The organism is Kribbella italica, assembly GCF_014205135.1.
In the GTDB taxonomy this organism is placed as follows: domain Bacteria; phylum Actinomycetota; class Actinomycetes; order Propionibacteriales; family Kribbellaceae; genus Kribbella; species Kribbella italica.
Genome location: NZ_JACHMY010000001.1, coordinates 4,570,774 through 4,597,318, shown reverse-complemented (window position 1 = coordinate 4,597,318; position 26,545 = coordinate 4,570,774). Strand labels below are relative to the sequence as shown.

Genomic DNA, 26,545 nt, shown 5'->3' with positions numbered 1-26,545 from the left:
CCGGCGGTCGGCTTAGTGTGGGCAGGTGAGCATCACAGCGGCTGAGATTGCCCGGGCAGCGGATCTGCTGCACGACGTGGTGGCGCCGACGCCGCTGGAGTACTCGCGCTGGCTGAGCGACCTGGTCGGCGGCGACGTCTTCCTCAAGTGCGAGAACCTGCAGCGCACCGGCTCGTTCAAGCTGCGCGGCGCGTACGTGCGGATGGCGCGCCTGTCGAAGCAGGAGAAGGCGCGCGGCGTCGTCGCGGCGAGCGCCGGGAACCACGCCCAGGGCGTCGCGCTCGCGGCGCAGTTGCTTGGGATCAAGTCGACCGTCTTCATGCCGTACGGCGCGCCGCTGCCGAAGGAGAAGGCGACCCGCGCGTACGGCGCCGACATCCGGTTCGTCGGGACGTCGATCGACGACTGCCTGCGGGCGGCGCGGGACTTCGAGGCCGAGACCGGCGCGATCCTGATCCACCCGTTCGACCACCGCGACATCGTCGCCGGGCAGGCGACCGCGGGGCTGGAGATCGTCGAGCAGTGCCCGCAGGTCCGGACCGTCGTCGTACCGACCGGCGGTGGTGGACTGGTCGCCGGGATCGCGACGGCGATGCAGCGCGACGGGATGCCGATCAGCGTCGTCGGTGTGCAGGCGAAGGGCGCCGCGGCGTACCCGGCCTCGCTGGCGGCCGGGCAGCCGATCGCGCTGGACCGGATGAGCACGATGGCCGACGGGATCGCGGTCGGGCTGCCCGGGCAGGTGCCGTTCGCGGCGATCCAGGCGTACGTCGACGACGTGCTCACCGTCGGTGAGGACTCGTTGTCGAAGGCCCTCTTGCTGGTCCTGGAACGCGCCAAGCTGGTGGTCGAACCGGCCGGCGCGGCCGCGGTCGCCGCCGTACTGGACGATCCGTTGCGGTTCAAGCCGCCGGTCGTCGTGGTCCTGTCCGGTGGCAACATCGACCCTGTCCTGCTGATGCGCGTCCTGCGGCACGGCATGGCCGCCGCCGGGCGGTACCTGTCACTGCGGGTGCGGATCCCGGACACTCCCGGCGGTCTGGCCACGCTGCTCGGCCGGCTCGCGGAGGTCGAGACGAACATCATCGAGGTCCTGCACGAACGCATCTCCGAGACCCTCGACCTGGACGAGGTCGAGGTCGCGCTGCAGCTGGAGACCCGGGGTGAGGAGCACCGGATGCGGGTATTGAACAGCCTGAGCGCCAACGGATACACCTATACGCTGAACTGAGGAGTCCCCTGTGAAGGTCGTTGCCCTAGCGGCTGCAGCTTTGTTGTTGGCCACCGCCTGTGCGCCGGGGTCGGAGACCCCGGAGGGCGGCGCGAGTGCGCCGAGCTCGGTGAAGACCGACGCGGCGTCGTTGGGGGACGTCAGCCTGACCGTGTGGGACCAGGAGGTCCGCGGCGGGCAGGCGGCGCAGATGGCCGAGCTGAACAAGCAGTTCCAGGCCAAGTACCCGAACATCAAGCTGAAGCGGGTCTCGCGGTCCTTCGACGACCTCAAGACCACGCTGCGGCTCGCCCTGTCCGGCAACGATGCCCCGGACGTCGTCCAGGCCAACAACGGGCGCTCCGACATGGGTGAGTTCGTCAAGGCGGGCCAGCTGGTTCCGCTGGACGAATGGGCCAAGGCATACGACTGGGGCAGCCGCTACGCGGCCTCGGTGATGCAGTACTCGCGGTACTCCGCCGACGGCAAGACGTTCGGCGAAGGCAACCTTTACGGCCTGCCGCAGGTGGGTGAGGTGGTCGGCCTCTACTACAACAAGGAGAAGCTGACCAAGCTCGGGATCCAGCCGCCGACCACGTGGGCGGAGTTCGAGGACGCGCTGGCCAAGGCCAAGGCGGGCGGCGAGCTCCCGATGCAGCTGGGCAACCTGGACAAGTGGCCGGCCATCCACGTCTTCGGCACCGTGCAGGACAAGACCACCCCGGCCGACCAGATCACCACGCTCGCCTTCGGCCGGCCCGGCGCGTCCTGGAAGACGCCGGAGAACACCAAGGCCGCCGAGAACCTGGTTTCCTGGGTGGACAAGGGCTACTTCAACTCCGGCTTCAACGGCCAGGGCTACGACCCGGCCTGGCAGGACTTCGGCAAGGGCAACGGCGTCTTCCTGATCGCGGGGACCTGGCTGCAGGCCGACCTGCAGAAGGCGCTCGGCACCAAGGTCGGGTTCATGCTGCCGCCCGGCACGGACGCCGGCGCCAAGCCGGTGATCACCGGCGGCACCGGCCTGCCGTTCGCGATGACGAACAAGGCGAAGAACAAGGACGCCGCCGCGGCGTACATCAACTTCATCACCAGCCCCGACGCGATGAAGGTGCTCACCGCGACCGGCAACCTGCCGATCGCCGACACCGCTCAGCAGCAGGAACCGGCCGGGCTGGCCAAGGACGTCTTCGCCGCGTTCGGTACGGCGGTCGGCGAGGAGGGCCTGGTGCCGTACCTGGACTACGCGACGCCGACCATGTACGACACGCTCGGCGCGGCGCTGCAGGACCTGATGGCGAAGAAGGCCACACCGCAGCAGTTCGTCGACAAGCTGGAGGCCGACTACAGCAAGTTCGCCGGCAAGTGAGCTCACCGCCCGGCGAACCGCGCAAGATCGGGTACCTCTACATCCTGCCGGCGCTGGTCGTCTACGGACTGTTCCTGCTCTACCCGCTCGGCCGGGCCGTCCACCTCTCCCTGTTCGAGTGGGACGGGATCTCGCTCGGCAAGTTCGTCGGGCTGAGCAACTACGCCGACGTCGTCGCCGACGCGGGGCTGCGGGCCGCCTTCGGGCACGCGCTGGTGCTGATCGTCTTCTACTCGGTGCTGCCGGTGGTGATCGGGCTCGCGCTCGCGTCGGTGCTGCAGCGGGCGCGGGTCCGGGGCCTGGCGTTCTTCCGGACCGTGGTGTTCCTGCCGCAGGTGGTCGCGATGGTCGTCGTGGCCGTTGCCTGGCGCCAGATCTACTCGCCGGACGGACCGCTGAACGACGTACTGCGGGCGGTCGGTCTCGACGGGCTCGCGCGCGGCTGGCTCGGGGACTACGCGTTCGCGCTGCCCGCGGTCGGGGTGATCGGGACGTGGTTCGAGACGGGACTGGTGACCGTGCTGCTGCTGGCCGGGATGGCGCGGATCCCGCGGGAGCGGTACGAGGCGGCGCGGCTGGACGGTGCCGGATCGGTGGCCGAGTTCTTCGCGGTGGTGCTGCCCGCCGTACGGGGTGAGATCGCGGTCGCGGTGACGCTGACGGTGATCGCCGCGCTGCGGACCTTCGACCTGGTCTACGTGACGACCAGCGGAGGACCGGGTACGTCGACGAGCGTGCCGTCGTACGAGGTGTACCACCGGGCGTTCGAGCTCGGGCAGGTCGGCTCGGCGGCCGCGATCGGGGTCTGCCTGACCGTGCTGATCTTCGTGATCACGCTCGGCGTCAACCGGATCGCGGACCGGGCATGAGGGCCTCGGGCGCCGAGCGGTTCGGCAACTACCTGCTGCTGATCGTCTTCGGGTGCTTCGCGCTGGCGCCGATCGTGTCGATCGTCGTCGCCGCGCTCGGGCCGGACGACGGCGGTAGCGGGTCGAGCGGCCTCGGGAACTTCGGCAAGGCCTGGGAGATCGGGCACTTCGGGACGTACCTGCGGATGAGCCTGCTCGTCTCGGTGTCCGTGGTCGTCGCGAGCGTGCTGCTGTCGATCCTGAGCGGGTACGCGTTCGGGACGATGCGGTTCCGCGGCGCGGGCGTGCTGTTCTACCTGTTCCTGCTCGGCATCATGATGCCGACCGAGGCGATCGTGGTGCCGCTGTACTTCGACCTGCGCACGCTCGGGCTGACCGACACGTACTGGGCGGTCGCGCTGCCGCAGGTCGCGCAGTCCGTTGCCTTCGGCACCTTCTGGATGCGGGCCTACTTCCGCTCGTCGAGCCGCGCGCTGGTCGAAGCGGCCCGGCTGGACGGCGCCGGACACTGGCGGACGCTGTGGCAGGTACTCGTCCCGCCGGCGCGACCCGCGCTGGTGACGCTGATCGTGCTGGTGTTCATGTGGACGTGGAACGAGTTCCTGATCCCGCTGGTGATGGTGACCAGCGAGTCGTTGCGGACGGCGCCGCTGGGGCTGGCGTTCTTCTCGGGTCAGTACACGTCGGGGTTCACGCTGCTGGCCGCGGGCGCGGTGATCGTGGGGCTGCCCGTCGTACTGGTGTATGCGTTCCTGCAGCGGCACTTCATCGCGGGGATGCTGGAAGGGGCTGTACGCGAGTGATCTACTCGCAGGACTTGAGCAGGGGAGAGTGCAGCCGCTCGGCGAGGACCCGTCGCTGGGTCGGCTGCGCCTCGGTCTGACGGCTGAGCCCCTCGGACGTGAGCCGGACGTTGACCGCGCGGCGGTCCTCGGCGCACATGTGCCGCTCGACCAGGCCGGCCGTCTCCAGCCGCCCGATCACGCGGGACAGCGCGCTCTGGCTCAGGTGCACCGACTTGGCGATGGTCTGAACCTTCGCGGACTGCTCCGGCAGCTCGGCGAGGCGCTCGAGCACCTCGTACTCGCTCATGCCCAGCGCGTGACCCGCCTGCAGCTCGCGGTCGAGCGCGCAGCTCAGGTCCGCGTGGCGGGCGAGGATCTCGCGCCACTCCCGCACGTCGGCGGTGCTCTCACGATCGGTGCCGGTCTCACCAGGGCCGGCGCTGACCTGCGTCTCGGTCATGGAGGGACGTTATCATGCATGTGCATTCAATGCAAACGCATTTAATGCCTAGACATTAGATGCACGTGCATGCAATGCTCTCTCCTCGTGACACAGACAACGCACACACCTCCGGCCCGCATGACCTGGGACGCCCGCCTGTGGGGCGCGCTCCTGGTGGTCTGCGGCGTGATCTTCCTCGACGGTTTGGACGTGTCCATGGTCGGCATGTCCCTGCCCTCCATCGGTGCCGACCTCGGCGTCTCGCTCTCGTCCCTGCAGTGGGTCGTCACCGGCTACGTGCTCGGGTACGGCGGACTGCTGCTGCTCGGCGGCCGCACCGCCGACCTGCTCGGCCGCCGCCGGGTCTTCCTGATCGCGCTCGCCGTCTTCGCCGTGGTCTCGATGCTGAGCTCGCTGGCCACCAACCCCGAACTGCTCATCGCCGCGCGGTTCGTGAAGGGCATCGCCGCCGCGTTCACCGCGCCGGCCGCGCTCTCGATCATCACCACCACCTTCCACGAGGGCCCGGACCGCAACCGCGCCCTCAGCATCTTCACCACCTGCGCCGCCAGCGGCTTCTCGATGGGCCTGATCCTCGGCGGCGCGCTGACCGAGGTCGGCTGGCGCTGGACCTTCCTGATGCCCGGCCCGGTCGCGCTGATCGTCTTCCTGTTCGCGCTCAAGCTGATCCCGAACAGCCCGCGCGACGAGGCCGCCGGCGGGTACGACGTCCCGGGCGCGGTCACCGTGACCGGCGGCATGCTGTCGCTGGTGTACGCCGTGGTCGGCGCCGAGCACGCGGGCTGGGTCTCTTTCCAGACGATCGGCCTGTTCGTTCTCTCCGCCGTACTGCTGACCGCGTTCGTGGTCATCGAACGGCGGACCAAGCACCCGCTGGTCCGGCTCGGCATCCTCCGGGCGCCCTCGCTGCGGCGGGCGAACCTCGCGATCCTGACCGTCTTCGGCGCGTACGTCGCGTTCCAGCTGATCGGGACGCTGTACCTGCAGAACCTGCTCGGCTGGTCGTCGTTCGAGACCGCGCTGGGCTTCCTCCCGGCCGGCCTGCTGGTCGCCACGCTGTCGCCGAACGCCGGCAAGCTGGCCGACCGGATCGGGACCGAGCGGATGATCGTCGCCGGGATGGCGCTGTTCGTGGTCGGGTACGCGCTGTCGCTGCGGATCGGGCCGGAGTCGGCGTACTTCGCGACGGTGTTCCCGACGATCATGCTGATCGGGCTCGGCTTCGCGATCGCGTTCCCGGCGCTGAACATCCAGGCGACCTCCGGGGTGCCGGACCACGAGCAGGGGCTGGCTTCGGGGCTGTTCAACACGTCGAACCAGGTCGGCGGGGCGATCGTGCTCGCGATCGTCACCGCGGTGATCAGCGGCCGGTCCGCGGGGGTGACGACGCCGGAGGGAATGTTGTCGGCGTACAAGCCTGCGCTCGGGGTGGTCACGGGGATCGCGGCGCTCGGTCTGATCATCGGGCTGACCGGTCTGCGCGGGTTGCGCGCTCGCCGGGCGGCCGAGGCTGCCGAGGCGGCTCAGCTCGAGGCGGTGCAGCGTGAGCTGGCCGCCGAGGAGATGGAACCTGCTGTCTAGCTGCAACCAGCCCTTGACGGGCTGCTGAAGGAATATGCCGCAGTGCGGGTCTCGGGCTACTCCGCCGGGACCCGCACTGCTGTTCTCGGGTGAGTTCCGGGCCATCCCTTATTGGTTTGGACCCGTCGGGGTGCTGGACTGGAGGACATGAGCAACCAGAGCGACTACGACCGCCGGGTCAAGGACATTCTCGACCGGGTCGCGAAAGGCCACCTGTCCAGCGACGAGGCCGCGACCCTGATCGCCGCCGTCACCCAGCCGGCGGCCGCCGCGCCGGTTGCCGATGAGACTCCGGCCGCCGGAGCCCCGACCCCGGGTTCGGCTGCCGCTGACGAGCCGGCCGGTGCTGCGCCGGCGGCCGAGGCGGAGGTGCCGTCGGCGTCGGTCTGGGCGGACGCGGTCGACTCGCCGGACGCCGCGGATGCGGCGCCCGCGCCCAAGCACGCCGCGAACGGCGCCTCGGCGGCGGGCGGTCCTGTCGGCTCCGCGCCGGCGGGCGGTCCTGCCGATTCCGCGCCGACCGGCGGTTCCGCCGACTCCGCGCAGACCGGCGCCGCGGTGCGGTCGAGCGACGTCCAGGACAGCGTCGTGGACGACGGACCGGTCGAGCCGGTGCAGACCTCCGTGCCCGAGGCCGAGGCGGTCGAGGAGGAGGTCGAGCACAGCAACGTGCCGGTGCCTTCCGGGGTGCAGCGGGTGACGATCCGGGCCGTCGGGCGGCGGGTGCGGCTGATCGGCGAGCCGGCCCTCACCGGTGTCGCGGTCGACGGGCCGCACGTGATCAAGCGCGACGGCAACACGCTCGCGATCAACAGCGAGGGCGACATGGGAGTGTCGCTGGACGGGTTCAGCATGCTGCGCAACCCGACCGACCTCAAGGCGCACGTCAACGGCTTCGCCAAGGAGCTGTCGATCCGGGTCAACCCGATGCTCGAGGTCGAGGTCGAGGTGACCGGCGGCAGCGTCGTCGCCGAGCGGCTGCCGGGGCTGACCCGCGTCCGCGTGACGGCCGGTACGGCGAAGGTGCACGACGTCGACGGCCCGATCGACATGCTCGTTCAGGCCGGTTCCGCGCACCTGGACGCCCAGGTCACCAAGGGCCGCTCCCGCGTCCGGGTCGAGTCCGGTTCCGCCACGGTCAACCTGCGCCGCGGGTCCGACGTACGCGTTCACACCGAGTCCCAGCTCGGCCGCGTCACCTGGGCAGGTGCCGTCAACGGCCAGTCCAAGGACGTGGAGATCGGCCGCGGCCGCGCGGCGCTGGACGTCGAGGTCCTGGTCGGAACGGCGCAGATCACTTCCGACTGACCCGTACGACGAACGGCGGCGCGTCCCCTCGCGCCGCCGCGTTGCTGCGGCGTCTCGTCGCCGTCCCGCTGGGGGCGCGCCGCGTCGCCGTCCTGCCGGGAGGCCGCGACGCCGTCCTGCCGGCCGCCGCCTCGCCGTACTGCTTCACCCGGCGGAGACCAGGCCGGTCTCGTACGCGGTGATGACGAGCTGCGCGCGGTCGCGGGCGGCGAGTTTGGCGAGCAGGTTGCCGATGTGGGTCTTGACGGTCTTGATCGAGATGCCGAGCACGGCGGCGATCTCGTCGTTCGAGAGCCCGCGGGCGACCTGGACCAGGACCTCGGTCTCGCGGTCGGTGAGCCGGTCGACCGATCGCGAACGGCGGATCGCCGGCCGGTCGAGGTAGTGCTCGACGAGCCGCGTCACGATGCGTGGGGCGAAGAGGGACTCGCCGCGATGCGTACGGCGTACGGCGTCGAGCAGTTGGTCGGGCTCGGCATCCTTGAGCAGGAACCCGCTGGCCCCCGCCCGGAGCGCGGCGTACACGTACTCGTCGAGCTCGAACATGCTCAGCACCAGCACCCGAGTGCCCGCCAGCGCGGGGTCCTCGGTCAGGTGCTTGGTCGCCTCGATGCCGTCGCCGCCGGGCATCCGGATGTCCATCAGTACGACGTCCGGCCGCAGCTCCCGGCCGCGCTGGACGGTCTCGCGCCCGGTCGAGGCCTGGCCGACCACGGTCAGGTCGTCGGTGGCATCGATGAGCAGCGCGAGGCTGTGCCGCAGGAGAGGCTGGTCGTCGGCGATCAGCACGCGGACCGGTGTCGCGCTCATGGGGTCGGCCCGGCGGGAGATCGCGCGCCGCCGCGGACCGGCGTTGTGCTCATGTGGCCGGCCCGTCGGGAAGCCGTGCGACGACCGCGAAGCCGCCTTGATCCGGCCCGGCGTCCAAAGTGCCGCCGAGGGCGGTGACGCGTTCGTGCAGGCCGGTGAGCCCGTGACCTCCGCCTTGGTGAGCGGACCAGCCGGTGACCGGGCCTTCGTCGCGGTAGGAGGTGAGCAGGACGCCGTCCTCCCGTCGTACGGACAGGTGGGCCCGGGTCGGGCCGCAGTGGCGGAGGGTGTTGTTCAGCGCTTCTCGTACGACGGCGCAGACGGTGAGCTGGGCGCCCGGCGACACGTCGTCGAGCGCCGGCAGGTCGAGCGTGACTCGCAGGCCGGCGGTGCGGGCTTCGTCGACGATCGCCGGCAGGTCCTCGAGCGTCTCCGCGGGCCGGAGCGGCGCCGGCTCGCCGTCGGCCGAGCGCAGGACGTTCAGCATCCGCCGCAGCTCGGTCGTGGTCCCGCGGCTGACCTGCTCGATGTCGGTCAGCGCCGAGTCCGGATTCGCGCCCGCCCGGCGCGCGACGGCGGCGCGGATGGTGATCAGGCCGAGCCCGTGCGAGACCAGGTCGTGCAGGTCCCGCGCGATCCGGAGGCGTTCGGCCTGGACCGCCTGCTCGCCGGCCCACGCGGTCAGGCGTTCCTCGTACTCGCGCCGCTGCCGGCGGCTGCGGATCACCGCCCACACCGAGACCGCGATCGCGATCGCGGTGATGACGACCGGGGCGATCAAGGTGGCCGGATCCGGAGCACCGGCGACGAACAGCAGGGAGACGAGCAGCACCGCGACGGTCCCGGCGGCCAGGCCGATGCCTGAGCTCCGGGTCGGTCGGCCAGCCTCCACACCGCGAGTCTAGGTTCCGCGGGCCCGGACGACATCGGACCCAGGTCTGACGGACCCAGGACGGAGCCGACCGGCGAAGTCCGGTCCTGGGACCGATCCGGTCGACGCTCGCGGGCGCTGGGATGGATCGCATGCTGACCATCGACGAACTCGTGAAACGACGCGGCTCGCGTCTGGTGCTGTCCGCGGTGAGTTTCTCGGCCGCGCCCGGCCGGATCACCGGCTTCCTCGGCCCGAACGGCGCGGGCAAGTCCTCGACGCTGCGGATCCTGCTCGGCCTGGATCGAGCGACCTCCGGTACGGCGCTGATCGGCGGGCGGCCGTACGGCGTACTGCGTGATCCGCTCCGCACGGTCGGCTCGGTCCTGGACGGATCAGGCGCGCACCGGTCGCGGCGGGTCGGCGAGCACCTGGCGTGGGTTGCCCGCAGCAACGGAATTCCGCAGCACCGGGTCGGTGAGGTCCTCGACCAGGTCGGGCTCGCGGACAGCCGGCGGACCAGGGCCGGCCGATTGTCCCTCGGCATGGGTCGCCGCCTCGCGCTCGCGGCCGCACTGCTCGGCGAGCCCGAGGCGCTGGTGCTGGACGAACCGTCGAACGGCCTCGACCCGGACGGGATCCGCTGGCTGCGGGGCCTGCTGAAGGACCATGCGGCGGCGGGCGGAACGGTCCTGCTGTCCAGTCACCAGATCAGCGAGGTCGCGCAGCTCGCCGACGATCTCGTGGTGCTCGCCGAGGGGCGGATCGTGGCCTCCGGTCCGTGCGCCGAGATCGGCGCCGGGCACGAGTCGCTGGAGGACGCCTTCTTCGCGCTGACGCGTTCCGGCCGGACGGGAGAGCAGCGATGACGAACCTCGTGATCGCCGAGTTGCGCAAGGCGGTGAGCCTGCCCGCGACGGCCGTCGCCCTTGCGGTCGCGGTGATCGGTCCGATCGCGCTCGCCGTACTCAACGCGTTCAACGTGCGCGACGCGCTCGCGTCGGGGCGGACCGACGGCGTCCGGTACACCAGTGCGGCCGAGGCCGCGCTGAGCGCCGTCCCGCTGGGAGCCGCCGGTGCGATGGTGCTCGGCATCGTCGTGATCAGCAGCGAGTACACCGCGAACAGCACCGACGCGGGCGGCGGACGGCAGATCAGTACGACGTTGATCGCGACGCCGCGGCGGTGGACGGCGCTCGCGGCGAAGGCTGTCGTCGTCGTGGCGCTCGTCGTCCTGGCGGTGCTGGTCAGCTTGTCGATCTCGCTCGTCGTCGCCTCCGCGATCGTCGGCGACGCAGGGGAACCCGGTACGCCGGTCGGCCGCTTCGTCGGCGCCGGACTCTACTGCGCCCTGGCCGCGCTGATGGCGCTGGCGATCACGGTCCTCGCCCGGAGCGGGATCGTGCCGCTGATCGTGCTGATCACCAACGGCACGGTGGTTTCGGTCTCGTTCCTGCTGTGGAAGGTCACGCCGCTGGCCCGGTACCTGCCCGACCTCGCCGGCACCCGGTTGTTCGCCGACGAGACCTTCACTGCCGTCGACGACGCGCTGCCTCCACTCACCGGCGGTCTGGTGATGACGGCGTGGGCGGTCGCGCTGCTGGTGGTCGCGGGCGTCGTACTGACCCGTCGCGACGCATGATCGGGCAGTCCGTCGCGGCCGAGCTGATCAAGCTGCGGACGTTGCCTGCGGCATGGATCACGAGCCTGGTCACCGTGGTGCTGGCCGTCGGCGTGACAGCGGCCACCGCGTCCGCGACCACCGACCCGGCCGCGGACGCGGTGACGATCGCGCTCGGCAGCGTCGGCTTCCTCCAGGTGGGGTCGATCGTGCTGGGCGTCGTCGGCGTGGCTTCGGAGTACGGCGGTCACGAGCTGAGGACGACCCTGACGGCTGTGCCCAACCGGGTCGTTTCCCTGGCCGGCAAGGCCGTTGCGCAGCTGGTTGTCACGACTGCGACGAGTGTGGTCGCGCTGGTGGCGGCGGTGTCGACCGCCTGGGCAGTGGAGCCGGTCCGGGCCTCGCTGTGGTGGATCGCCGGGGCAACGGCGTACCTGGTGCTCGTGGGGTTGCTGGCAGCGGCTGTCACGGTCGTGATCAGGTCACTGATCCCAGCGCTGACCGCCCTGCTGGTCGGAGTCGTCGTGGCCTCGCCGCTGCTGGGGACGGTCACCGACTATGCGCGCTGGCTGCCCGACCAGGCAGGCCGGGCGTTGTACTCGCCTGATGCAGAGCCCTTCGGCCCGGTGGTCCTGCTGGCGTGGGTGCTGTTCAGCGGTACGGCGGCCGCTGCCGCCTTCGTCAGTCGGGACGCCTGAGCGACTCCAGCTCCGCCGGGATCGTCCGCAGGGTCCGGAACGGGGAGAAGATCAGCCAGCTCGTGCCCAGCAGGGTGGCGGCGCCGGCGATCCACAGGGTGGGGCGGAGGCCGAAGGCGGTCCCCAGAGCGCCGCCGAGCAGGCTGCCGACGGGGAGGGCTCCCCAGCTGACGAAGGACATGGTTGCGCTGACCCGGCCTTGGAGCTCGGGCGGGCAGACGCGCTGGCGGGTGCTGACCTGCAGGATGTAGCCGACGATGATGCAGATCGCGGCGAGCAGCGTCGAGCCGACGTACCAGCTGAGCGCCCAGCCGGGATTGGTCAGCGGCTGGAGGAGGAACGCGATGCCGAGGCCGATCGCGGCGAAGAGCTGGGCGCGGGCGTCGCCGATCCAGCGGCTCAGGCGCTCGGTGAACGTGGACGCCGCGATCGCGCCGAGCAGGCCGATCATGCTGAGCAGGCCGATGGTGGCGGGGGAGAGGTGGATCTCGCGGACCAGGAAGACGATGATCACGGCCGAGTTCGCGGCCTGGAAGAGCATGGTCGTCGCCGTGGTGAGGACCAGCGGGCGCAGCAACGGGTGGCGGAAGACGTAGCGAAGGCCCTCGGCGATCTCGCGGCGGAGGTTGCGGTGCTCGGGGGCGGGTGGCTTCTGTTCCGGCGTACGGATGGAGCGGAGCCAGAAGGCCGACCAGAGGAAGCCGAGGGCGTTCAGGCCGATCGTGGCCGCGGCTGACAGCCACTGGACCAGTACGCCGCCCGCTCCCGCGCCGACGACGGCTGCGACGGAGTGGTTGGCCGCCAGCCGCGCGTTGCCCGGCAGGAGCTGGTCGGGCGTGAGCAGGCGTGGCGGGTAGGAGCTGTGCGCGACGTCGAACAGCACGGTCAGGAGTCCGGACAGCGCCAGTACGACGTACAGCTGCGGCAGACCCAGTACGCCGAACGCCGCCGCGACTGGGATCGACCCGAACAGGACCGCACGCCCGAGATCCGCCGCGACCAGAACGGGCAGGCAGCGGATCCGGTCGACCCAGGCTCCCGCGAACAGCCCGAGCACGAGCCAGGCGGCGGTCTCACAGGTGCGCAGGAGCGAGACCTGGAACGTCGTGGCGTCGAGGGTGAGGACCGCGAGCAGCGGGATCGCCATCATGCCGAGCCGCGCGCCGAGCTGGCTCAGCAGGTCGGCGATCCACAGGCGGCGGAAATCGGGGTGACTCAGGATGCCCATGGCGGGACGGTAGACCTGGAAGTTGAGCCTTGTCGACTCAATGTCAAGAAACTTGAGTCGAAGGGACTCAAGTTGGAATCTGCAACTATATAGTGGCGTGGACTTATATAACTGCTAGCGTATTTAGCGCAGGAGAAAAGGTTCGAAATCTGTCGGAGGTCTCGGCCAAGATGATCTGCATCACACTCAGGAGGGGCGGCTCTGATGGCTGCAATTGAGGCGACCGGCCTCGTGAAGACGTTCAGATCCCGGAAGAACACGGTCAAGGCGCTCGACGGCATCGACCTGGAAGTGCCCGAGGGGAGCGTGGTCGGCCTGCTCGGGCCGAACGGCGCGGGCAAGACCACGACGGTCCGGGTGCTGACCACGCTGATGGCGCCGGACGCCGGAAGCGCGCGTGTGCTCGGGCACGACGTGGTCAAGGAGGCCGACACCGTCCGGCGGCTGGTGGGCCTTTCGGGGCAGTACGCAGCCGTCGACGAGCTACTGACCGGCCGGGAGAACCTGTGGATGTTCGGCCGGCTCTACCGGCTGAGCAGTCAGCAGGCCAAGCAGCGGGCCGACGAGCTGCTGGAGATCTTCGACCTGACCGAGGCCGCCGATCGCATCCTCAAGACGTACTCCGGCGGCATGCGGCGGCGGCTCGACCTGGCCGGGTCGCTGATCGCGCACCCGAAGGTGCTGTTCCTGGACGAGCCGACCACCGGGCTGGACCCGCGCAGCCGGCTCGACCTGTGGCAGATCATCCGCGACCGGGTCAGCGAGGGCGTCACGATCCTGCTGACCACGCAGTACCTGGAAGAGGCCGACGAGCTGGCCGACAGCATCGCGGTGGTCGACCACGGTTCGGTGATCGCGCGCGGGACCGCCGACGAGCTGAAGGCCAAGGTCGGCGGCGAGCGGATCGAGGTCGTCGTGCACGAACCGGGCGACACCGCCCGCGCGCTCGAGCTGCTGACGACGGCGCTGGAGGTGACCGATCCCGAGGCGACCTCGCTCGACGAGCACAGCAAGCGGGTGACGCTGCCGGCGCCGGGTGGTTCGGCGGCGCTGGTCGAGGTGATCCGCACGCTGGACGCGCAGGGGATCCGGATCGCGGACATCGGGCTGCGCCGGCCGACGCTGGACGACGTGTTCCTGACGCTGACCGGTCACGCGACCGACAACCCCGACACGGTCGTCGACGAATCCGGGAAGAAGGGGCGGGCATGAGTACGGCGTACGTGGTTTCGGAGGAGCGGCGGATGAGCCGGAGCGGGCCCGGTGAGGGCTGGTGCCGGGTGTGGAGCGGGTCGAGTCGGCAGGAGGGGCGGCGATGAGCGCCGAGGTGAGGGGCAGCGGGCCTGGTGAGGTCCGGGAGCAGAGTGCGGCCGGGCGGGCGGTGTCCGACGCGGGGATCCTGGCCTGGCGGACGCTGAAGCGGATTCCGCGGACGCCGGACATGCTGATCTACGCGACCATCCAGCCGATCATGTTCGTGCTGCTGTTCGCGTACGTGTTCGGCAACGCGATCCCGATCCCGGGCTTCCCCGGAGCACGGGCGTACCGGGAGTTCCTGATGTCCGGGATCTTCGCCCAGACGATGGCGTTCGCGGTCGCCTCGGCCAGCGTCGGCCTGGCCGACGACATGTCGAAGGGCCTGATCGACCGGTTCCGGTCGCTGCCGATGGCGCGGTCCGGGGTGATCGCCGGGCGGGTGATCGGCGACGTGGTGTTCAACGCGTTCGTGATGCTGGTGATGGTGATCTGCGGCTTCATCGTCGGCTGGCGCTGGCACAACGGCTTCGGCCAGGCATTGGGTGCTTTCGCGATCCTGCTTTTGTTCGCGTTCGCGATGCTGTGGGTGGGCGCGCTGATCGGTCTGTCGGTCGGCAGCCCCGAGGTGGCCGCGTCGGCGGGTCTGATCTGGCTGTTCCCACTGACGTTCCTGTCCAATGCGTTCGTTCCTACGCCGAACTTGCCGAGCGCGCTACAACCGGTCGCGGAGTGGAACCCGATCTCCTCGATCGTCGCCGCCTGCCGGCATCTGTTCGGCAATCCTTCGCCGTTCGCCAGCCCGGATGGGTTTCCGGCCCAGCACCCGGTGTGGCTCAGCCTGATCTGGTGCGCGGTGATCATCGGCGTCTTCGCACCGCTGGCCGTCCGCAAGTACCGCCGCACGACGGGCCACTGACGCTCGGTGTAGACGCCCGGACGTGCGACGCCCACGGGGAGCCAACCCGCAGCGGGTTGGATACTCGACCTCGCCCCCTGCTGACCTCTCAAGTACCGGCCCCCGATCGGTGACCGGTACTTGAGAGCTGCAGGCGACCGCAGGCGTGGTCGCGGGCGCCGGCGGCAACAGGCGTGGTCGCCGGGCGCGGGCCTCGGCAATCGACCTGGTCGCCCGCGGACCGGCCGCCCGACCTCGTCCCCTGCTGATCTTTCAAGTACCGGCCCTCGATCGGTGGCCGGTACTTGAGAGGTGTCGGCGGGGCTGAGGTCGGCGGGCTGAGCAGCAGAAACAGCAGCGCCCCGGTGGCATCCACCGGGGCGCTCCTGTGCGTTTGGGTGGTCAGCCGGTGAAGGGCTCCGCGGCGACGATCTCGACCGTCACGTCCTTGCCGTTCGGTGCCTCGTAGGTGGCCTTCTGGCCCTTCTTCTTGCCGAGGATGGCCGATCCGAGCGGGGACTGCGGGGAGTACACGTCGATGTCGACCGACGAGTCCAGGGCGAGCAATTCGCGGGAGCCGAGCAGGAAGGTCTCCACCTCGTCGTCACCGGCGAACTTGATCGACACCTTCATCCCGGGCTCGACCTTGCCGCCCGGCTTCGGAGTCTCGCCGACCTGGGCGCGGCGCAGCATGTCCTCCAGCTGGCGGATCCGGGCCTCGATCTTGCCCTGCTCGTCCTTGGCCGCGTGGTAGCCGCCGTTCTCCTTCAGGTCGCCCTCGTCGCGGGCGTCGCTGATCCGCTGGGTGATCTCGGCGCGAGCCGGACCCTTCAGGTTCTCGAGCTCCGACTTCAGCTGGTCGTAGCCATCCTGTGTCAGCCAGACAACGCTGTCCTCGATGTTCTGCGTCACGGGCTGCTCCTTTGTTGATGGGATGGGTCGGAAATACTCAAGGCCGCCGTCGTCGACGGCGACCAATCCTCCGAGCGTAGCAAGAACGGGCCCGGAACCCCACAGTTCTTCGTCGTCTCAAACACCGCGAAGCGTTTGCGCGAGCATCACGGCAATCGTTTGCCACCGCTCACGATGGGATACGGGTCCGTACTACGGACACTCCGGTACCCGTACGGCGCCCGCCTACGCAGCCGCCATGCTGTCGACCTTGTCACTCGCAACCTCACAAGTACCGACCCCCGAATCAGTAGCCGGTACCTGAAAGGCGACCGCCCTCGCCACCTCCTGATCTTTCAAGCACCGACCCCGCTCGGCAGCCGGTACCCAAAGGCGCCCGCCCTCGTCGCCTGCCGGCCTTTCAAGTACCAACCCCCGCTCGGCAGCCGATACCCAAAGGCGCCCGCCCTCGTCGCCTGCTGATCTTTCAAGTACCGACCCCCGATCAGTAGCCGGTACTTGAAAGGCGCTGGCGGGTCGAGGCCGTCGACTAATGCGGTCGGGGCGTGTCCGCGGTCGTGCAGCCGATCAGCACCACCGACGTCGCCGCCCGTTGGGTGGTCAGCGTGGCCGGCACCGTCTGCTGGCGCGGGGAGTCGGCCGGCACCGTGAGCGTCAGTTCGCCGACGATCGAGAAGTCGGCGGCCTTGGCCTGCAGGCGGCACGACGCCTCGACGTCCTTGCGCTTCTCGACCTGGATCGTGGCCGTCGCCGAGGTGTCCGACGGAATCGTGAACGCCAGCAGGCGCGACGACACCGGCGGCGTGGACTGGACGACCGCGACCCGGACCAGCCAGACCAGCGCGGCCACGGCGATCACGGCGATCACGCCGATCAGGAGCAGGGGTCGGCGGGCGCGCGGCGTACGGCCGTAGCGGGCGTCCAGGTCGGTCGCGGCTGGGTCGGTCAACGGTTCTCCTCGGGCTTGGAGGACCATTGTGTCTTGTGACCGAAGATCTTCGCCTGCTGCATGTCCATGCCCACCCCGACGACGAGTCCAGCAAGGGCGCTGCCTCGACCGCGAAGTACGTGGCCGAAGGCGTCGACGTGATGGTGGCCACCTGTACCGGCGGTGAACGTGGCTCGATCCTCAACCCGAAGATGGACCGCCCCGACGTCCTGGCGAACATCACCGAGATCCGCCGCAAGGAGATGGACGCGGCCCGCGAGATCCTCGGCGTCCGCCAGGAGTGGCTCGGCTGGGTCGACTCGGGTTACCCCGAGGGCGATCCGCTGCCGCCGCTGCCCGAGGGCTGCTTCGGCCTGACGAAGGTCGAGGACGCCGCGGCGCCGCTAGTGAAGCTGATCCGGGAGTTCCGTCCGCAGGTCGTCACGACGTACGACGAGAACGGCGGCTACCCGCACCCCGACCACGTGATGTGCCACCAGATCAGCGTCGCCGCGTTCGAGGCGGCCGGCGACCCGGACGCGTACCCGGAGCTGGGCGCGCCGTGGCAGCCGCTGAAGCTGTACTACCACCACACGTTCCACTTCGAGCGGATGAAGGCGCTGCACGACGCGATGGTCGAGCGCGGCCTGGAGTCGCCGTACGCCGACCGCCTCAAGGACTGGAAGCCGGACCCGGAGAACGAGCGCCGGATCACCACCCGGGTCGAGTGCGCCGAGTACTTCGGGGTCCGCGACCGGGCGCTGCTGGCGCACGCCACGCAGATCGACCCGGACGGCTCCTGGTTCAGCGTCCCGCTGGCCGTGCACCAGGCGGCCTGGCCCACCGAGGACTACGAACTGGCCCGCAGCCTGGTCGAGTCCGAGCTCCCCGAGGACGACCTCTTCGCGGGGCTGCGCTGACGGCGGGTGGGGACGGTGAGACACTGGCCTGGTGACCGCGACGACCCTTCTTCTGACGATCGCACCCCCGACGGGCGAGATCGACCCGAACACGGTGCGCCCCGGCTGGGTCGCCCTGATCATCATCCTGGCGCTCGGTGCCGCTGTGGCGTTGCTGATGAAAAACATGAGCAAGCAGCTGAAGCGCATCGACTTCGAGCCCACCGACGGCCCTGGCGCGCCCAAGGACGGTACTGCGGACGCCCCAGCACCGTCCGACGCCCGGCCGACGGACCCCAGCTCACCGACCCCGGCCGGCGCTGCCGCTCCGACGACGCCTGACCCGGAAACCGGCGACCCGCAGCGCTGAACCACCCTCGGTGGCCGGGAAGCCGGTGCCGAGGGCAACGGCTTGGGGTTGCGGAACGTTACGCCCCGGCAACCGTTCGCACGCTACGGGTCACGAGATGGTGTCGCTGGCGGCGATGGTGAGGTAGCTCACCCTATAGTGAGCGCGTGTTCAACTGCGCCCACGGCGGGACCGGTCGGTGACCGCGACCCGCGCCGCCCGGCACCGGATGCCTGGACGTCTGGTCGCGGGTGGTCTGGCTGCCCTGGTCGTCGCTTCGATCGCCTTGGTGGTGGGGGTTTTCGCCGCCGGTAGCGAGCCGTCCGACGACGTCCTCGGTATCGGCCCGGGGCAGTTCGTCCACTGGTTGCTCCCGTTCTTCCGCCTGCTCTCCACCCTGGCGACCGTCGGGTGCGCCGGCGCGTTGCTCGCGGCGGTGGTTCTGCTGCGTACCGACGGCGGACCGCTCGGGACCCAGGGCCGGCGCGCGGTCCGCGACGCGAGCAACGCTGCCGCCATCTGGGCGGTCGCGTCCTTCGCCGGCGCGGTCGTCACGTCGGCGATCATGCTCAGCACCCCGGTTCGCCTGCTGCGCTTCCGGATCGACGACGCGCTCGGCGTACCCGAGGTCAAGTCCCTGCTGATCACCGGCATCCTGGTCGTCGCGCTGGCCGTCGGTATCCGCCGGGTCCAGACGTCGTCCGCCGCCGGCCTGGGAGTTCTGGTCGCCGTCGCCGCACTCGTCCCGCCGGCGCTGACCGCGTATCCCCGCAACGAGGCGTACGTCGTACTGGCTGGTGCGGCCCTTGTCCTGCACGTGGTCGCCGCCACCAGCTGGGTCGGCGGCCTGGCCGGTCTCGTCCGCTACGGCCGAGCCAGCCGGGACGGCCTCCCCTTCGTCCTCGAACGCTTCAGCCAGGTCGCGCTGATCTCGTCGATCGTCGTCCTCCTCAGCGGCCTGCTCAGCGGCGCCGGCCGCCTCGCCGCCCAGGCCGGCGGCTTCGGCAACGTCCTCGACGCCGCCACCACAGCGCCGTACGGCGGGCTGATGATCGCCAAGACCGCGGTCTTCCTCCTGCTGATCATCGGCGGCTGGATCCACCGCCGCCAGGTCGTCTCCAACCTGATCGAACCAGGGCCCCGCTTCTGGCAGCTGGTAGCGGTAGAACTCCTGGTGATGTCGGTAGCCCTGGGCCTGTCAGTCGCGTTGTCCCAAACGACCTAGTTGCCGACGCCGAGGGCGGGCATGTGGGCTGAGGGGTAGCGGTCGCCGCGGACTGCGTTCAGGGGAACGGCTTGGGTGATGGCGGTCAGGTCGTCCGGGGTCAGGTGGACGTCGGTCGCGGGGAGGGCTTCGGTCAGGCGGGTGCGGGTTCGGGCGCCTACCAGGGGGACGATTTCGTTGCCTTGGGCAGCTACCCAGGCGATCGCCAGCTGGGCGACGGTGCAGCCCTTGGAATCGGCGACCTGGCGGAGCGACTCGACCACGGTCAGGTTGTGCTCGACGTTCTCCTGGGCGAAGCGCGGGCTGAGGCCGCGGAGGTCGCCTGGCTGGTTGGAGCGGGCGACCGACCAGTGCCCGGAGATCAGCCCACGACCCAGTACGCCGTACGCCGTGAGGCCGATGCCCAGTTCCCGCAGGGTCGGGAGGATCTCGGTCTCGACCGCGCGGGAGATCAGCGAGTACTCGATCTGCAGGTCCGAGATCGGATGGACGGCGTGCGCGCGGCGGATGGTCTCCGCGTTGACCTCCGACAGCCCGATGTGCCGCACGTACCCCGCCTCGACCATTTCCTTGATCGCGCCGACGGTCTCCTCGATCGGCACCTGCGGATCGAGCCGCGCCGGCCGGTAGATGTCCAGGTGGTCGACGCCCAGCCGGGTCAGCGAGTGCGCCAGGAAGGTCTTCACCAGCGCCGGCCGGCCTTCGATCCCACCGATCCCGCCCCCGGGCCGGCCGAGCATGCCGAACTTCACGCTCAGCTGGTAACTGTCGCGATCCCTGCCCCGCAAGGCCTCCGCGAGCAGCAGCTCGTTGTGCCCCATCGCGTAGAAGTCACCGGTGTCGACCAGCGTGATCCCCGCGTCGAGCGCGGCGTGGACCGTGGCGATGCTCTCCGAACGGTCGGTCTCGCCGTACGCGCCCGACATGCCCATCGCACCCAGCCCCAGCGCGCCGACGGCCGGTCCGGTCTTGCCCAGTTCTCGTGTCTGCACAGCGTCTCTCCCTTGTCGTTGCTCTTGGCACCAGCCTGCGCCGGTACGGCGGTGCGCGGGAGAGGAGAGTTCATCGTGGGAGCGACGCTCCCTGGATCGGCGCTCGCGGGGGAGAGAAGATGAAGTCCTGGGATCCGCACCCCGCGGGCGAGGAGGACGGCATGCAACGCGACGAGCTGGCGGACTTCCTGCGCCGTCGCCGGGAGGCGATCAGTCCGGCCGATGTCGGGATCGCCGCAGGCCCACGCCGTCGTACGGCGGGCCTGCGGCGCGAGGAGGTCGCGCTGCTCGCGGGGATCTCGGTCGACTACGTCGTACGGATGGAGCAGGGCCGGAGCAGCCAGCCGTCGACGCAACTGCTCGGTGCGCTGGCTCGTACGCTGCGGCTGTCCGACGACGAGCGCGATCACCTGTTCCACTTGGCCGGGCACCAACCTCCACCGGCCGACGGCGTCGCCCGATTGGCGAGAGCCGGCCTGATCCGCATGCTCGACCTGCTCGGCGACACCCCGGCCATGGTGATGTCCGACCTGGGCGAGATCCTCGCGCAGACAAGGATGTCCGTCCTGCTCGGCGGGGATCACACCGGCTTCACCGGCGACCGCCGCTATCACGCGTACCGCTGGTTCACCGAGCCCGAAGCCTGGGCGACGCACCCACCCGAACAGCGCGAGCACCACGCCCGCGTCCTCGTCGCCGACCTCCGTGCCACCGCCGGCCGCCGCTCCGGCGACCCGACCGTCCAGCGCCTGATCAGCCGTCTGCAAGCCGCCAGCCCCGACTTCGCCCGCCGCTGGGCCGACCACGAGGTCGAAGTCCGCCGCGCCGACCGTAAAACCTTCGTCCACCCGAGAGTCGGCAGCCTCCTGATGGATTGCGAAACCCTGGTCACCCCCGACCTCGGCCAGATGCTCCTGGTCCTCACCCCCGCCGACACCGAATCCAGAGAACGCCTCGACCTCCTCCGCGTCGTAGGCACCGAAACCTTCACCCCCACAGACCGCTGACCCCGTACGACGGGCACCTGCCCAGGGTGCGAGCGTGCTCCGCCGCCCAAGAACCGACCCCGCGGCCGGATGGCCCTGTTCCAGTCACTCCAGCCGACCGTCCGCGCCCCGGACGGAGTCTCGGCGAGCCCAGATCTGACAACGAACGACAAAAAACATCAGATCAGGTCTTAACTTTTCTTCTCCGACTACATAGTGTGCGGGCTTAACTACAGCTGGTCGGCCGGGGGGCCGATCGCTGAAGACACCGCTGGACCTCGAGACACGCGTTCCCGCCCGAACGGAGTCCCGTCATGGCCGAGCATGCCCACACACCGCGGTTGTCCCGCCGGTCGATGCTGGTTGCGCCCGCCGCAGTTGCCGGTGGAGCGATGCTGACCGGCGCGGCCTCCGCGCCCGGCAGCGCTGCCGCGGTGCGGCAGATCACCTTGTACGCCGAGCCGCTGCCAGGCGGGTTGTTCGGCTACGGGCTGGCGCCCGGTGAGGCGACCGTTCCGGGGCCGTTGCTGGAGATCTACGAGGGGGAGACCCTCGAGATCGAGCTGGTCAACACCACCGACCAGCGGCTGTCGATCCACCCGCACGGCGTCGACTACGACGTGAACTCCGACGGCAGTCCGCTGAACGCGTCGTTCAACGCGCCCGGCGAGACCCGCACGTATGTCTGGCGCACCCGCACACAGGTCGAGATCGGCGGCAACCGGTTCATGCCCGGCAGCGCCGGCTACTGGCACTACCACGACCACGCCCTGGGCAACGACCACGGCACCGTGGGGATCCAGAAGGGCCTGTACGGCGGTCTGATCGTCCGTCGCCGCGGTGATCTGATCCCGGACCGGCAGTACACGGTCGTGTTCACCGAGATGCTGATCAACAACAAGTTGGCGCCGGACACCCCGATGTTCGAGGCCCGGCAGGGGGAGCGCGTCGAGTTCGTCTGCATCGGCCACGGCAACCTGCCGCACACGTTCCACCTGCATGCGCACCGCTGGGCCGACACCCGCACCGGCATGCTCACCGGGGCGAACGACCCGAGCCCGGTGATCGACAACAAGAACCTCGACCCGGGCAGCTCGTTCGGCTTCCAGGTCCTGGCCGGCGAGGGAGTCGGGCCGGGCGCCTGGATGTACCACTGCCATGTGCAGATGCACGCCGACCAAGGGATGGTCGGCCTGTTCCTGGTCCGCAACCCCGACGGGAGCATGCCGGCCGGCGCGCAGGCGGCGATCGACCGCTTCCACCAGCACCACGTGGCCGGGCCGCAGGCCGATCACTCCAACCATCACGGCTGAGGGGGAACGATGAGGCTCGACCGCCGGCGGCGTAGCGCTGCCCTCCTGACCATCGCGGCACTGACGTTCGGCACCCAACTGGTGCAGCCAGGCAGTGGCCCGTCCGTCGCGCAGGCAGCGCCGGTCGCCGTGACCGCCGCCACCGATGTGGCGGTGAACGTGCTGGTGTTCCGCGGCGAGCCCGACGACCAGCTGGATCCGGTCGAGCGCGCGACCGACGCGATCGCCGGTCTCGGGCAGGCCAACGGGATGACGGTGCACGTCAGCTCGGATCCGGCGGTTTTCACACCTGCCGAACTGGCGACGTACCGGGCGGTCGTGTTCTTGTCCGCCAAGGGCACCCCGCTCAGCCGGGAGCAGGAGACCGCGCTGCAGAACTACATCAAGGCCGGCAACGGCTACCTCGGCATCGCCGACGCGTCGAAGTTCCAGCCGGACTCCGAGTGGTTCACCGGCCTGATCGGCGCCCGCCCGGTCGGCGAGCAGTTGCCGCCGCCGCGGCCGGTGTCGGCCGTGACGGCCAGCGCGGAGAACCCCCCGAACGAGTCCAAGGAGAAGCTGACCGACGCGAACCCGAACACCAAGTGGCTGGCCTTCACGACGACCGGCTGGGTCGCGATGAAGCTGGCCGAGCCGGCGGCGGTGACCAGGTACTCGCTCACCTCGGCGAACGACTTCGTCGGCCGGGATCCCAAGAACTGGACCCTGCAGGGCTCGAACGACGGCAGTACCTGGACCGACCTGGACACTCGCACCAACGAGGTCTTCGCCGAGCGGCAACAGCGCCGGGTGTTCACGATCGCGACCCCGACGTCGTACGGACACTATCGGCTGAACATCACCGCGAACGGCGGTGAGCCGCTGATCCAGCTCGCGGACCTGCTCTTCTACACCGGTGACTCGCAGCCGCCACCGGAGCCGACTCCGCAGCGCGCGGTGGTCAACCTGCTGGACCGGCAGCACCCGGCGAACGCCGGCTTGCCGCTGAACCTGACCCGGACCGACAAGTGGCGCAACTGGGCGACCAACCCGATCGGCACCGTGCACACCGTCGCGCAGGTCGAGGAGCGGCACTACGACCCCGGCCCCGGGGCCAACGGCCCGTTCCATCCGATCTCCTGGTGCCGCGACTACAGCGGCGGCAGGTCTTTCTACACCGGCATGGGTGGCACCGACGGCAGTTATGGCGAGTCCGCGTTCCGCAAGCACCTGCTCGGAGCGCTGAAGTGGACCACTGGAATGGTCCGGGCCGACTGTCAGGCGACGATCGCCGCCAACTACTCGATCGAGCGATTGACCCCGCTTAACCAGGCCGGTCAGCTCGACCAGATCGGTGAACCGCACGGGATGACGATCGCGCCGAACGGCAAGGTCTTCTACGTCGGCAAGGCAGCCTGCCCGACCGGCCCGGTGGTCTCGTGGGACAACCCGAACGTCGGCCTCGGCTGCGGCACCATTCACCAGTGGGATCCGGTCGCCAAGAAGGCGAAGCTGCTGACCACGCTGCCGGTGATGGGCAATCGTGGCTCCGGTGACGAGCTGGTCAAGAACGAAGAAGGCCTGCTCGGCATCGTGCTGGACCCGAAGTTCGCCGAGAACGGCTGGTTCTACGTCTACTGGATGCCGCACGACACCGTCGACCGGGTCCGGCAGACCGGCAGGCGGACGGTCTCGCGGCTGACGTACAACGCCACCAACCAGACCGTCGACCAGGCCAGCCGCAAGGACCTGCTGCAGTGGGAGGTCCAGCAACACAGCTGCTGCCACGCCGGTGGCGGGATGGCGTTCGACTCCAAGGGGAACCTGTACGTCGGTTCCGGGGACAGCAACTCGTCGGGCGGTTCAGACGGCTACTCCGGCAACAACTGGACCCAGGAGTTCGGTGGGCTGTCGTTCCAGGACGCCCGGCGGACCGCAGGCAACACCAATGACCTGAACGGGAAGATCATCCGGATCCACCCGGAGCCGGACGGCACGTACACGATCCCGGCCGGCAACCTGTTCGCGCCAGGTACAGCGAAGGCCCGCCCCGAGATCTACGTGATGGGCGTGCGGAACATCTCCCGGCTCGCGATCGACCCCGAAACCGACTGGCTGACCGCCGGCTGGGTCGGCCCGGACGCCGGTACGCCGGACCCCGAGCTCGGGCCGGCGAAGTACGAGACCGCGACGATCATCACCGAGGCCGGCAACCACGGCTGGCCCTATTGCATGGGCAACCGGCAGCCGTACCGGAACCGTAGCAACACCGACGCGTCGGTGCTGACCGGCTGGTACGACTGCGACAACCCGCTGAACACCTCGCCGCGCAACACCGGGCTGGTCGAGTTGCCGCCGGTCAAGGACAACATGATCTGGTATTCACCGGGCGGTGGCGGCCCCGTGTTCCCGAAGCGCCCGGGCAGCTCGCTCCCGACGTACGACGACGCGGACGCGGTCTACACCCAGCCGTACTTCCGGGGCGGTGGCGGGCAGGCCGTGATGTCCGGGCCGACCTATCACTACGACCGGGTGAACGCCAAGAGCGGTGTGGCCTGGCCGAAGTACTGGGACGACAAGTGGTTCATCGGCGACAACTCGTCCCCGGCCCGCCGGATCGCGGTGACGGTCGACCCGGCCGGCGTCGCGACGGCGCAGCCGCCGGCGTTCGGTGAGACGTTCCAGCAGATCATTGCCGGAGGCAATGGTGCTGACCAGGTGCAGAGCTGGATGGACGCGCGGTTCGGTCCGGACGGTGCGCTCTACGTGCTCGACTACGGCGGCGGATTCTTCACCCTGCACCCGAACCAGAAGCTGGTGAAGGTCAGCTACAAGGGCGGGCCGCCGACACCGCTGCCGAAGGTCTCCGCGGTCGCGGTGCAGAACAAGCCGCTGACCTACGCCTTCAACGGCACCAAGGCCGGTGGGGTGTCGTACGCCTGGACGTTCGGCGACGGTGCCACCTCGACCGAGGCCAACCCGCGGCACACCTACAGCAGTCCGGGGCTGCGGACGGCGAAGGTGACCGTCACCTACGCCGATGGCTCGACCGCGGTCGCGACCGTGGCGGTCAACGCCGGGTGCGTCGTGGCGGACCAAGGTGCGAACGTGACCATCGGGGACACCGCGACGACGGTGCCGAACCGCAACGCGGGCGGTGGCTGCCGGGCCGATGACCTGATCGACGACGAGAGCACGTGGAGCACCCACGCCCTGTTCGTCAGCCACGTCCAGCAGGCCACCGGGCAGCTGCGGCAGCGCGGAATCATCACCGTCGCCGAGCGGGACGAGCTGATCGCGGCGGCCCGGGCGTCGACCATCGGCCGGCCCGGCGTGACCGGGTACGAGCCGCTCTTCAACGGCACCGCCGAGTCGTTCTACGACTGGGCGCAGGCGCCGTCGGGTGAGTTCACCGTCCAGCCGGACGGATCGCTGAAACCGTCCGGCGGGCTCGGCATGCTCTGGTTCGCGAAGAGACCGTACGGCGACTTCTCGCTGAAGCTGCAGTTCCGCGATGTCGCGCCGGAGTCCGGCCGCGCCAACAGCGGCGTCTTCGTCCGGTTCCCGGATCCGCGCACACCGCTCGACCAGCGGCCGCTCGGCAGTTGCGGCACCGTTGGCTCGGCCCGCACCTCACCCGCCTGGGTGGCGATCTTCTGCGGCCACGAGATCCAGCTGTACGACGGTGAGTCGGGCGAGCCGCAGAAGACCGGGTCGATCTACAACTTCGACCTGAACGAACTGGCCGCGGCCCGGCCGACCCCGAAGGCGCAGTGGAACGAGTACGAGGTCAAGGCCGTCGGGCAGCACTACACGATCATCCGCAACGGCGTGGTGATCAACGAGTTCGACAACACCCCGGGGAAGCAATCGTCGCGGGCAGGTGACCCGCCCACCGACCTGCGGCAGTTCGTCGAGGGCTACATCGGGCTGCAGAACCACGGGAACAGCGATCTGATGGAGTTCCGCAACATCCGGCTGCGGACCCTCTAGGAGG

Annotated in this window: 24 protein-coding genes; 17 read left to right on the top strand and 7 right to left on the bottom strand. The window is 69.9% G+C overall.

Annotated features, from left to right (window positions below; translation table 11 throughout):
- The first annotated feature begins 25 nt into the window (after window positions 1-25).
- Genes ilvA through HDA39_RS21225 form a run of 4 tightly spaced genes read left to right on the top strand, consistent with a single transcriptional unit; the run spans window position 26 to window position 4,251 of the window.
- A complete protein-coding gene (gene ilvA / locus HDA39_RS21240; protein ID WP_184797641.1) occupies window positions 26-1,231 on the top strand; it encodes a threonine ammonia-lyase in 1,206 nt (401 codons plus the stop codon).
- A gap of 10 nt (window positions 1,232-1,241) precedes the next feature.
- Window positions 1,242-2,579 (top strand): extracellular solute-binding protein, encoded by a 1,338-nt coding sequence (locus HDA39_RS21235; protein WP_184797639.1) that lies wholly within the window; start codon window positions 1,242-1,244, stop codon window positions 2,577-2,579.
- A complete protein-coding gene (locus tag HDA39_RS21230; protein WP_184797637.1) occupies window positions 2,576-3,448 on the top strand; it encodes an ABC transporter permease subunit in 873 nt (290 codons plus the stop codon). Before HDA39_RS21235 ends, HDA39_RS21230 begins: the two co-directional genes overlap by 4 nt.
- On the top strand, window positions 3,445-4,251 hold the full coding sequence (locus tag HDA39_RS21225) for a carbohydrate ABC transporter permease (protein ID WP_184797635.1): 807 nt from the start codon (window positions 3,445-3,447) through the stop codon (window positions 4,249-4,251). The genes HDA39_RS21230 and HDA39_RS21225 overlap by 4 nt, the downstream gene beginning before the upstream one ends.
- Before the next feature lies 1 nt (window position 4,252).
- Here HDA39_RS21225 and HDA39_RS21220 read toward each other — a convergent pair whose 3' ends face one another.
- The gene (locus HDA39_RS21220) at window positions 4,253-4,693 is read right to left on the bottom strand and encodes a MarR family winged helix-turn-helix transcriptional regulator (protein WP_184797633.1); all 441 of its coding nucleotides are present in this window, start codon (window positions 4,691-4,693) and stop codon (window positions 4,253-4,255) included.
- 87 nt (window positions 4,694-4,780) lie between these two features.
- Here HDA39_RS21220 and HDA39_RS21215 point away from each other — a divergent pair, with 87 nt between their 5' ends.
- Together HDA39_RS21215 and HDA39_RS21210 are read left to right on the top strand one after the other, a co-directional pair.
- Window positions 4,781-6,277 carry an MFS transporter gene (locus tag HDA39_RS21215; protein ID WP_337925834.1) on the top strand — a complete coding sequence of 499 codons (1,497 nt, stop codon included), beginning with the start codon at window positions 4,781-4,783 and terminating at the stop codon, window positions 6,275-6,277.
- A 147-nt stretch (window positions 6,278-6,424) separates the two neighbouring features.
- The gene (locus HDA39_RS21210) at window positions 6,425-7,585 is read left to right on the top strand and encodes a hypothetical protein (protein WP_184797631.1); all 1,161 of its coding nucleotides are present in this window, start codon (window positions 6,425-6,427) and stop codon (window positions 7,583-7,585) included.
- 144 nt (window positions 7,586-7,729) lie between these two features.
- Here HDA39_RS21210 and HDA39_RS21205 read toward each other — a convergent pair whose 3' ends face one another.
- Both HDA39_RS21205 and HDA39_RS21200 read right to left on the bottom strand, forming a co-directional pair.
- On the bottom strand, window positions 7,730-8,395 hold the full coding sequence (locus tag HDA39_RS21205) for a response regulator (protein WP_184797628.1): 666 nt from the start codon (window positions 8,393-8,395) through the stop codon (window positions 7,730-7,732).
- A 49-nt stretch (window positions 8,396-8,444) separates the two neighbouring features.
- Window positions 8,445-9,287, bottom strand: coding sequence for a histidine kinase (locus tag HDA39_RS21200; protein WP_184797626.1), 843 nt, complete (start codon window positions 9,285-9,287; stop codon window positions 8,445-8,447).
- A gap of 131 nt (window positions 9,288-9,418) precedes the next feature.
- Between HDA39_RS21200 and HDA39_RS21195 the strand changes: the two genes are divergently transcribed.
- The 3 genes from HDA39_RS21195 to HDA39_RS21185 are packed head-to-tail and all read left to right on the top strand — an operon-like array spanning window position 9,419 to window position 11,585.
- A complete protein-coding gene (locus HDA39_RS21195) occupies window positions 9,419-10,135 on the top strand; it encodes an ABC transporter ATP-binding protein (RefSeq protein WP_184797624.1) in 717 nt (238 codons plus the stop codon).
- Complete coding sequence (locus tag HDA39_RS21190; RefSeq protein ID WP_184797622.1) at window positions 10,132-10,908, top strand: ABC transporter permease; 777 nt, start codon at window positions 10,132-10,134, stop codon at window positions 10,906-10,908. Before HDA39_RS21195 ends, HDA39_RS21190 begins: the two co-directional genes overlap by 4 nt.
- Window positions 10,905-11,585 (top strand): ABC transporter permease, encoded by a 681-nt coding sequence (locus tag HDA39_RS21185; protein ID WP_184797620.1) that lies wholly within the window; start codon window positions 10,905-10,907, stop codon window positions 11,583-11,585. The genes HDA39_RS21190 and HDA39_RS21185 overlap by 4 nt, the downstream gene beginning before the upstream one ends.
- Here the strand turns inward: HDA39_RS21185 and HDA39_RS21180 are convergent.
- Window positions 11,569-12,813 carry an MFS transporter gene (locus HDA39_RS21180; RefSeq protein ID WP_184797618.1) on the bottom strand — a complete coding sequence of 415 codons (1,245 nt, stop codon included), beginning with the start codon at window positions 12,811-12,813 and terminating at the stop codon, window positions 11,569-11,571. The genes HDA39_RS21185 and HDA39_RS21180 overlap by 17 nt on opposite strands.
- Window positions 12,814-13,017: 204 nt before the next feature.
- Here HDA39_RS21180 and HDA39_RS21175 point away from each other — a divergent pair, with 204 nt between their 5' ends.
- Together HDA39_RS21175 and HDA39_RS21170 are read left to right on the top strand one after the other, a co-directional pair.
- On the top strand, window positions 13,018-14,025 hold the full coding sequence (locus tag HDA39_RS21175; RefSeq protein WP_184797616.1) for an ATP-binding cassette domain-containing protein: 1,008 nt from the start codon (window positions 13,018-13,020) through the stop codon (window positions 14,023-14,025).
- 103 nt (window positions 14,026-14,128) lie between these two features.
- Complete coding sequence (locus HDA39_RS21170) at window positions 14,129-14,986, top strand: ABC transporter permease (protein ID WP_184797614.1); 858 nt, start codon at window positions 14,129-14,131, stop codon at window positions 14,984-14,986.
- 381 nt (window positions 14,987-15,367) lie between these two features.
- Here HDA39_RS21170 and greA read toward each other — a convergent pair whose 3' ends face one another.
- Window positions 15,368-15,877 (bottom strand): transcription elongation factor GreA, encoded by a 510-nt coding sequence (gene greA / locus HDA39_RS21165; protein WP_184797612.1) that lies wholly within the window; start codon window positions 15,875-15,877, stop codon window positions 15,368-15,370.
- Window positions 15,878-16,406: 529 nt separating this feature from the next.
- Window positions 16,407-16,826: a DUF4307 domain-containing protein gene (locus tag HDA39_RS21160; protein ID WP_184797610.1), complete on the bottom strand. Its 420-nt coding sequence runs from the start codon at window positions 16,824-16,826 to the stop codon at window positions 16,407-16,409.
- A 35-nt stretch (window positions 16,827-16,861) separates the two neighbouring features.
- Between HDA39_RS21160 and mca the strand changes: the two genes are divergently transcribed.
- The 3 genes from mca (at window position 16,862) to HDA39_RS21145 (ending at window position 19,278) form a co-directional block, all read left to right on the top strand.
- Entirely contained in the window at window positions 16,862-17,725 is an 864-nt protein-coding gene (mca, locus tag HDA39_RS21155; protein ID WP_184797608.1) for a mycothiol conjugate amidase Mca, read from the top strand.
- A gap of 31 nt (window positions 17,726-17,756) precedes the next feature.
- On the top strand, window positions 17,757-18,074 hold the full coding sequence (locus tag HDA39_RS21150; RefSeq protein WP_184797606.1) for a hypothetical protein: 318 nt from the start codon (window positions 17,757-17,759) through the stop codon (window positions 18,072-18,074).
- A gap of 178 nt (window positions 18,075-18,252) precedes the next feature.
- A complete protein-coding gene (locus HDA39_RS21145; protein WP_337925833.1) occupies window positions 18,253-19,278 on the top strand; it encodes a copper resistance D family protein in 1,026 nt (341 codons plus the stop codon).
- Here the strand turns inward: HDA39_RS21145 and HDA39_RS21140 are convergent.
- Window positions 19,275-20,270, bottom strand: a complete 996-nt coding sequence (locus HDA39_RS21140) for an aldo/keto reductase (RefSeq protein ID WP_184797604.1) — start codon at window positions 20,268-20,270, stop codon at window positions 19,275-19,277. The two genes, HDA39_RS21145 and HDA39_RS21140, sit on opposite strands and share 4 nt — an antisense overlap.
- Before the next feature lie 119 nt (window positions 20,271-20,389).
- Here HDA39_RS21140 and HDA39_RS21135 point away from each other — a divergent pair, with 119 nt between their 5' ends.
- The 3 genes from HDA39_RS21135 (at window position 20,390) to HDA39_RS21125 (ending at window position 26,541) form a co-directional block, all read left to right on the top strand.
- Window positions 20,390-21,277 carry a helix-turn-helix transcriptional regulator gene (locus tag HDA39_RS21135; protein ID WP_238356114.1) on the top strand — a complete coding sequence of 296 codons (888 nt, stop codon included), beginning with the start codon at window positions 20,390-20,392 and terminating at the stop codon, window positions 21,275-21,277.
- Between the two features lie 293 nt (window positions 21,278-21,570).
- Window positions 21,571-22,569: a multicopper oxidase domain-containing protein gene (locus HDA39_RS21130; RefSeq protein WP_202893080.1), complete on the top strand. Its 999-nt coding sequence runs from the start codon at window positions 21,571-21,573 to the stop codon at window positions 22,567-22,569.
- 9 nt (window positions 22,570-22,578) lie between these two features.
- Complete coding sequence (locus HDA39_RS21125; RefSeq protein ID WP_184797602.1) at window positions 22,579-26,541, top strand: ThuA domain-containing protein; 3,963 nt, start codon at window positions 22,579-22,581, stop codon at window positions 26,539-26,541.
- Window positions 26,542-26,545 lie beyond the last annotated feature (4 nt).

Excerpts from the sequence above, each read along its gene's own strand:
- HDA39_RS21225 (WP_184797635.1), top strand. The coding sequence starts at position 3,445 with ATGAGGGCCTCGGGCGCCGAGCGGTTCGGCAACTACCTGCTGCTGATC.
- HDA39_RS21220 (WP_184797633.1), bottom strand. The coding sequence starts at position 4,693 with ATGACCGAGACGCAGGTCAGCGCCGGCCCTGGTGAGACCGGCACCGAT.
- HDA39_RS21210 (WP_184797631.1), top strand. The coding sequence starts at position 6,425 with ATGAGCAACCAGAGCGACTACGACCGCCGGGTCAAGGACATTCTCGAC.
- HDA39_RS21205 (WP_184797628.1), bottom strand. The coding sequence starts at position 8,395 with ATGAGCGCGACACCGGTCCGCGTGCTGATCGCCGACGACCAGCCTCTC.
- HDA39_RS21195 (WP_184797624.1), top strand. The coding sequence starts at position 9,419 with ATGCTGACCATCGACGAACTCGTGAAACGACGCGGCTCGCGTCTGGTG.
- HDA39_RS21190 (WP_184797622.1), top strand. The coding sequence starts at position 10,132 with ATGACGAACCTCGTGATCGCCGAGTTGCGCAAGGCGGTGAGCCTGCCC.
- HDA39_RS21185 (WP_184797620.1), top strand. The coding sequence starts at position 10,905 with ATGATCGGGCAGTCCGTCGCGGCCGAGCTGATCAAGCTGCGGACGTTG.
- HDA39_RS21180 (WP_184797618.1), bottom strand. The coding sequence starts at position 12,813 with ATGGGCATCCTGAGTCACCCCGATTTCCGCCGCCTGTGGATCGCCGAC.
- HDA39_RS21175 (WP_184797616.1), top strand. The coding sequence starts at position 13,018 with ATGGCTGCAATTGAGGCGACCGGCCTCGTGAAGACGTTCAGATCCCGG.
- HDA39_RS21170 (WP_184797614.1), top strand. The coding sequence starts at position 14,129 with ATGAGCGCCGAGGTGAGGGGCAGCGGGCCTGGTGAGGTCCGGGAGCAG.
- HDA39_RS21135 (WP_238356114.1), top strand. The coding sequence starts at position 20,390 with ATGAAGTCCTGGGATCCGCACCCCGCGGGCGAGGAGGACGGCATGCAA.
- HDA39_RS21130 (WP_202893080.1), top strand. The coding sequence starts at position 21,571 with ATGGCCGAGCATGCCCACACACCGCGGTTGTCCCGCCGGTCGATGCTG.
- HDA39_RS21125 (WP_184797602.1), top strand. The coding sequence starts at position 22,579 with ATGAGGCTCGACCGCCGGCGGCGTAGCGCTGCCCTCCTGACCATCGCG.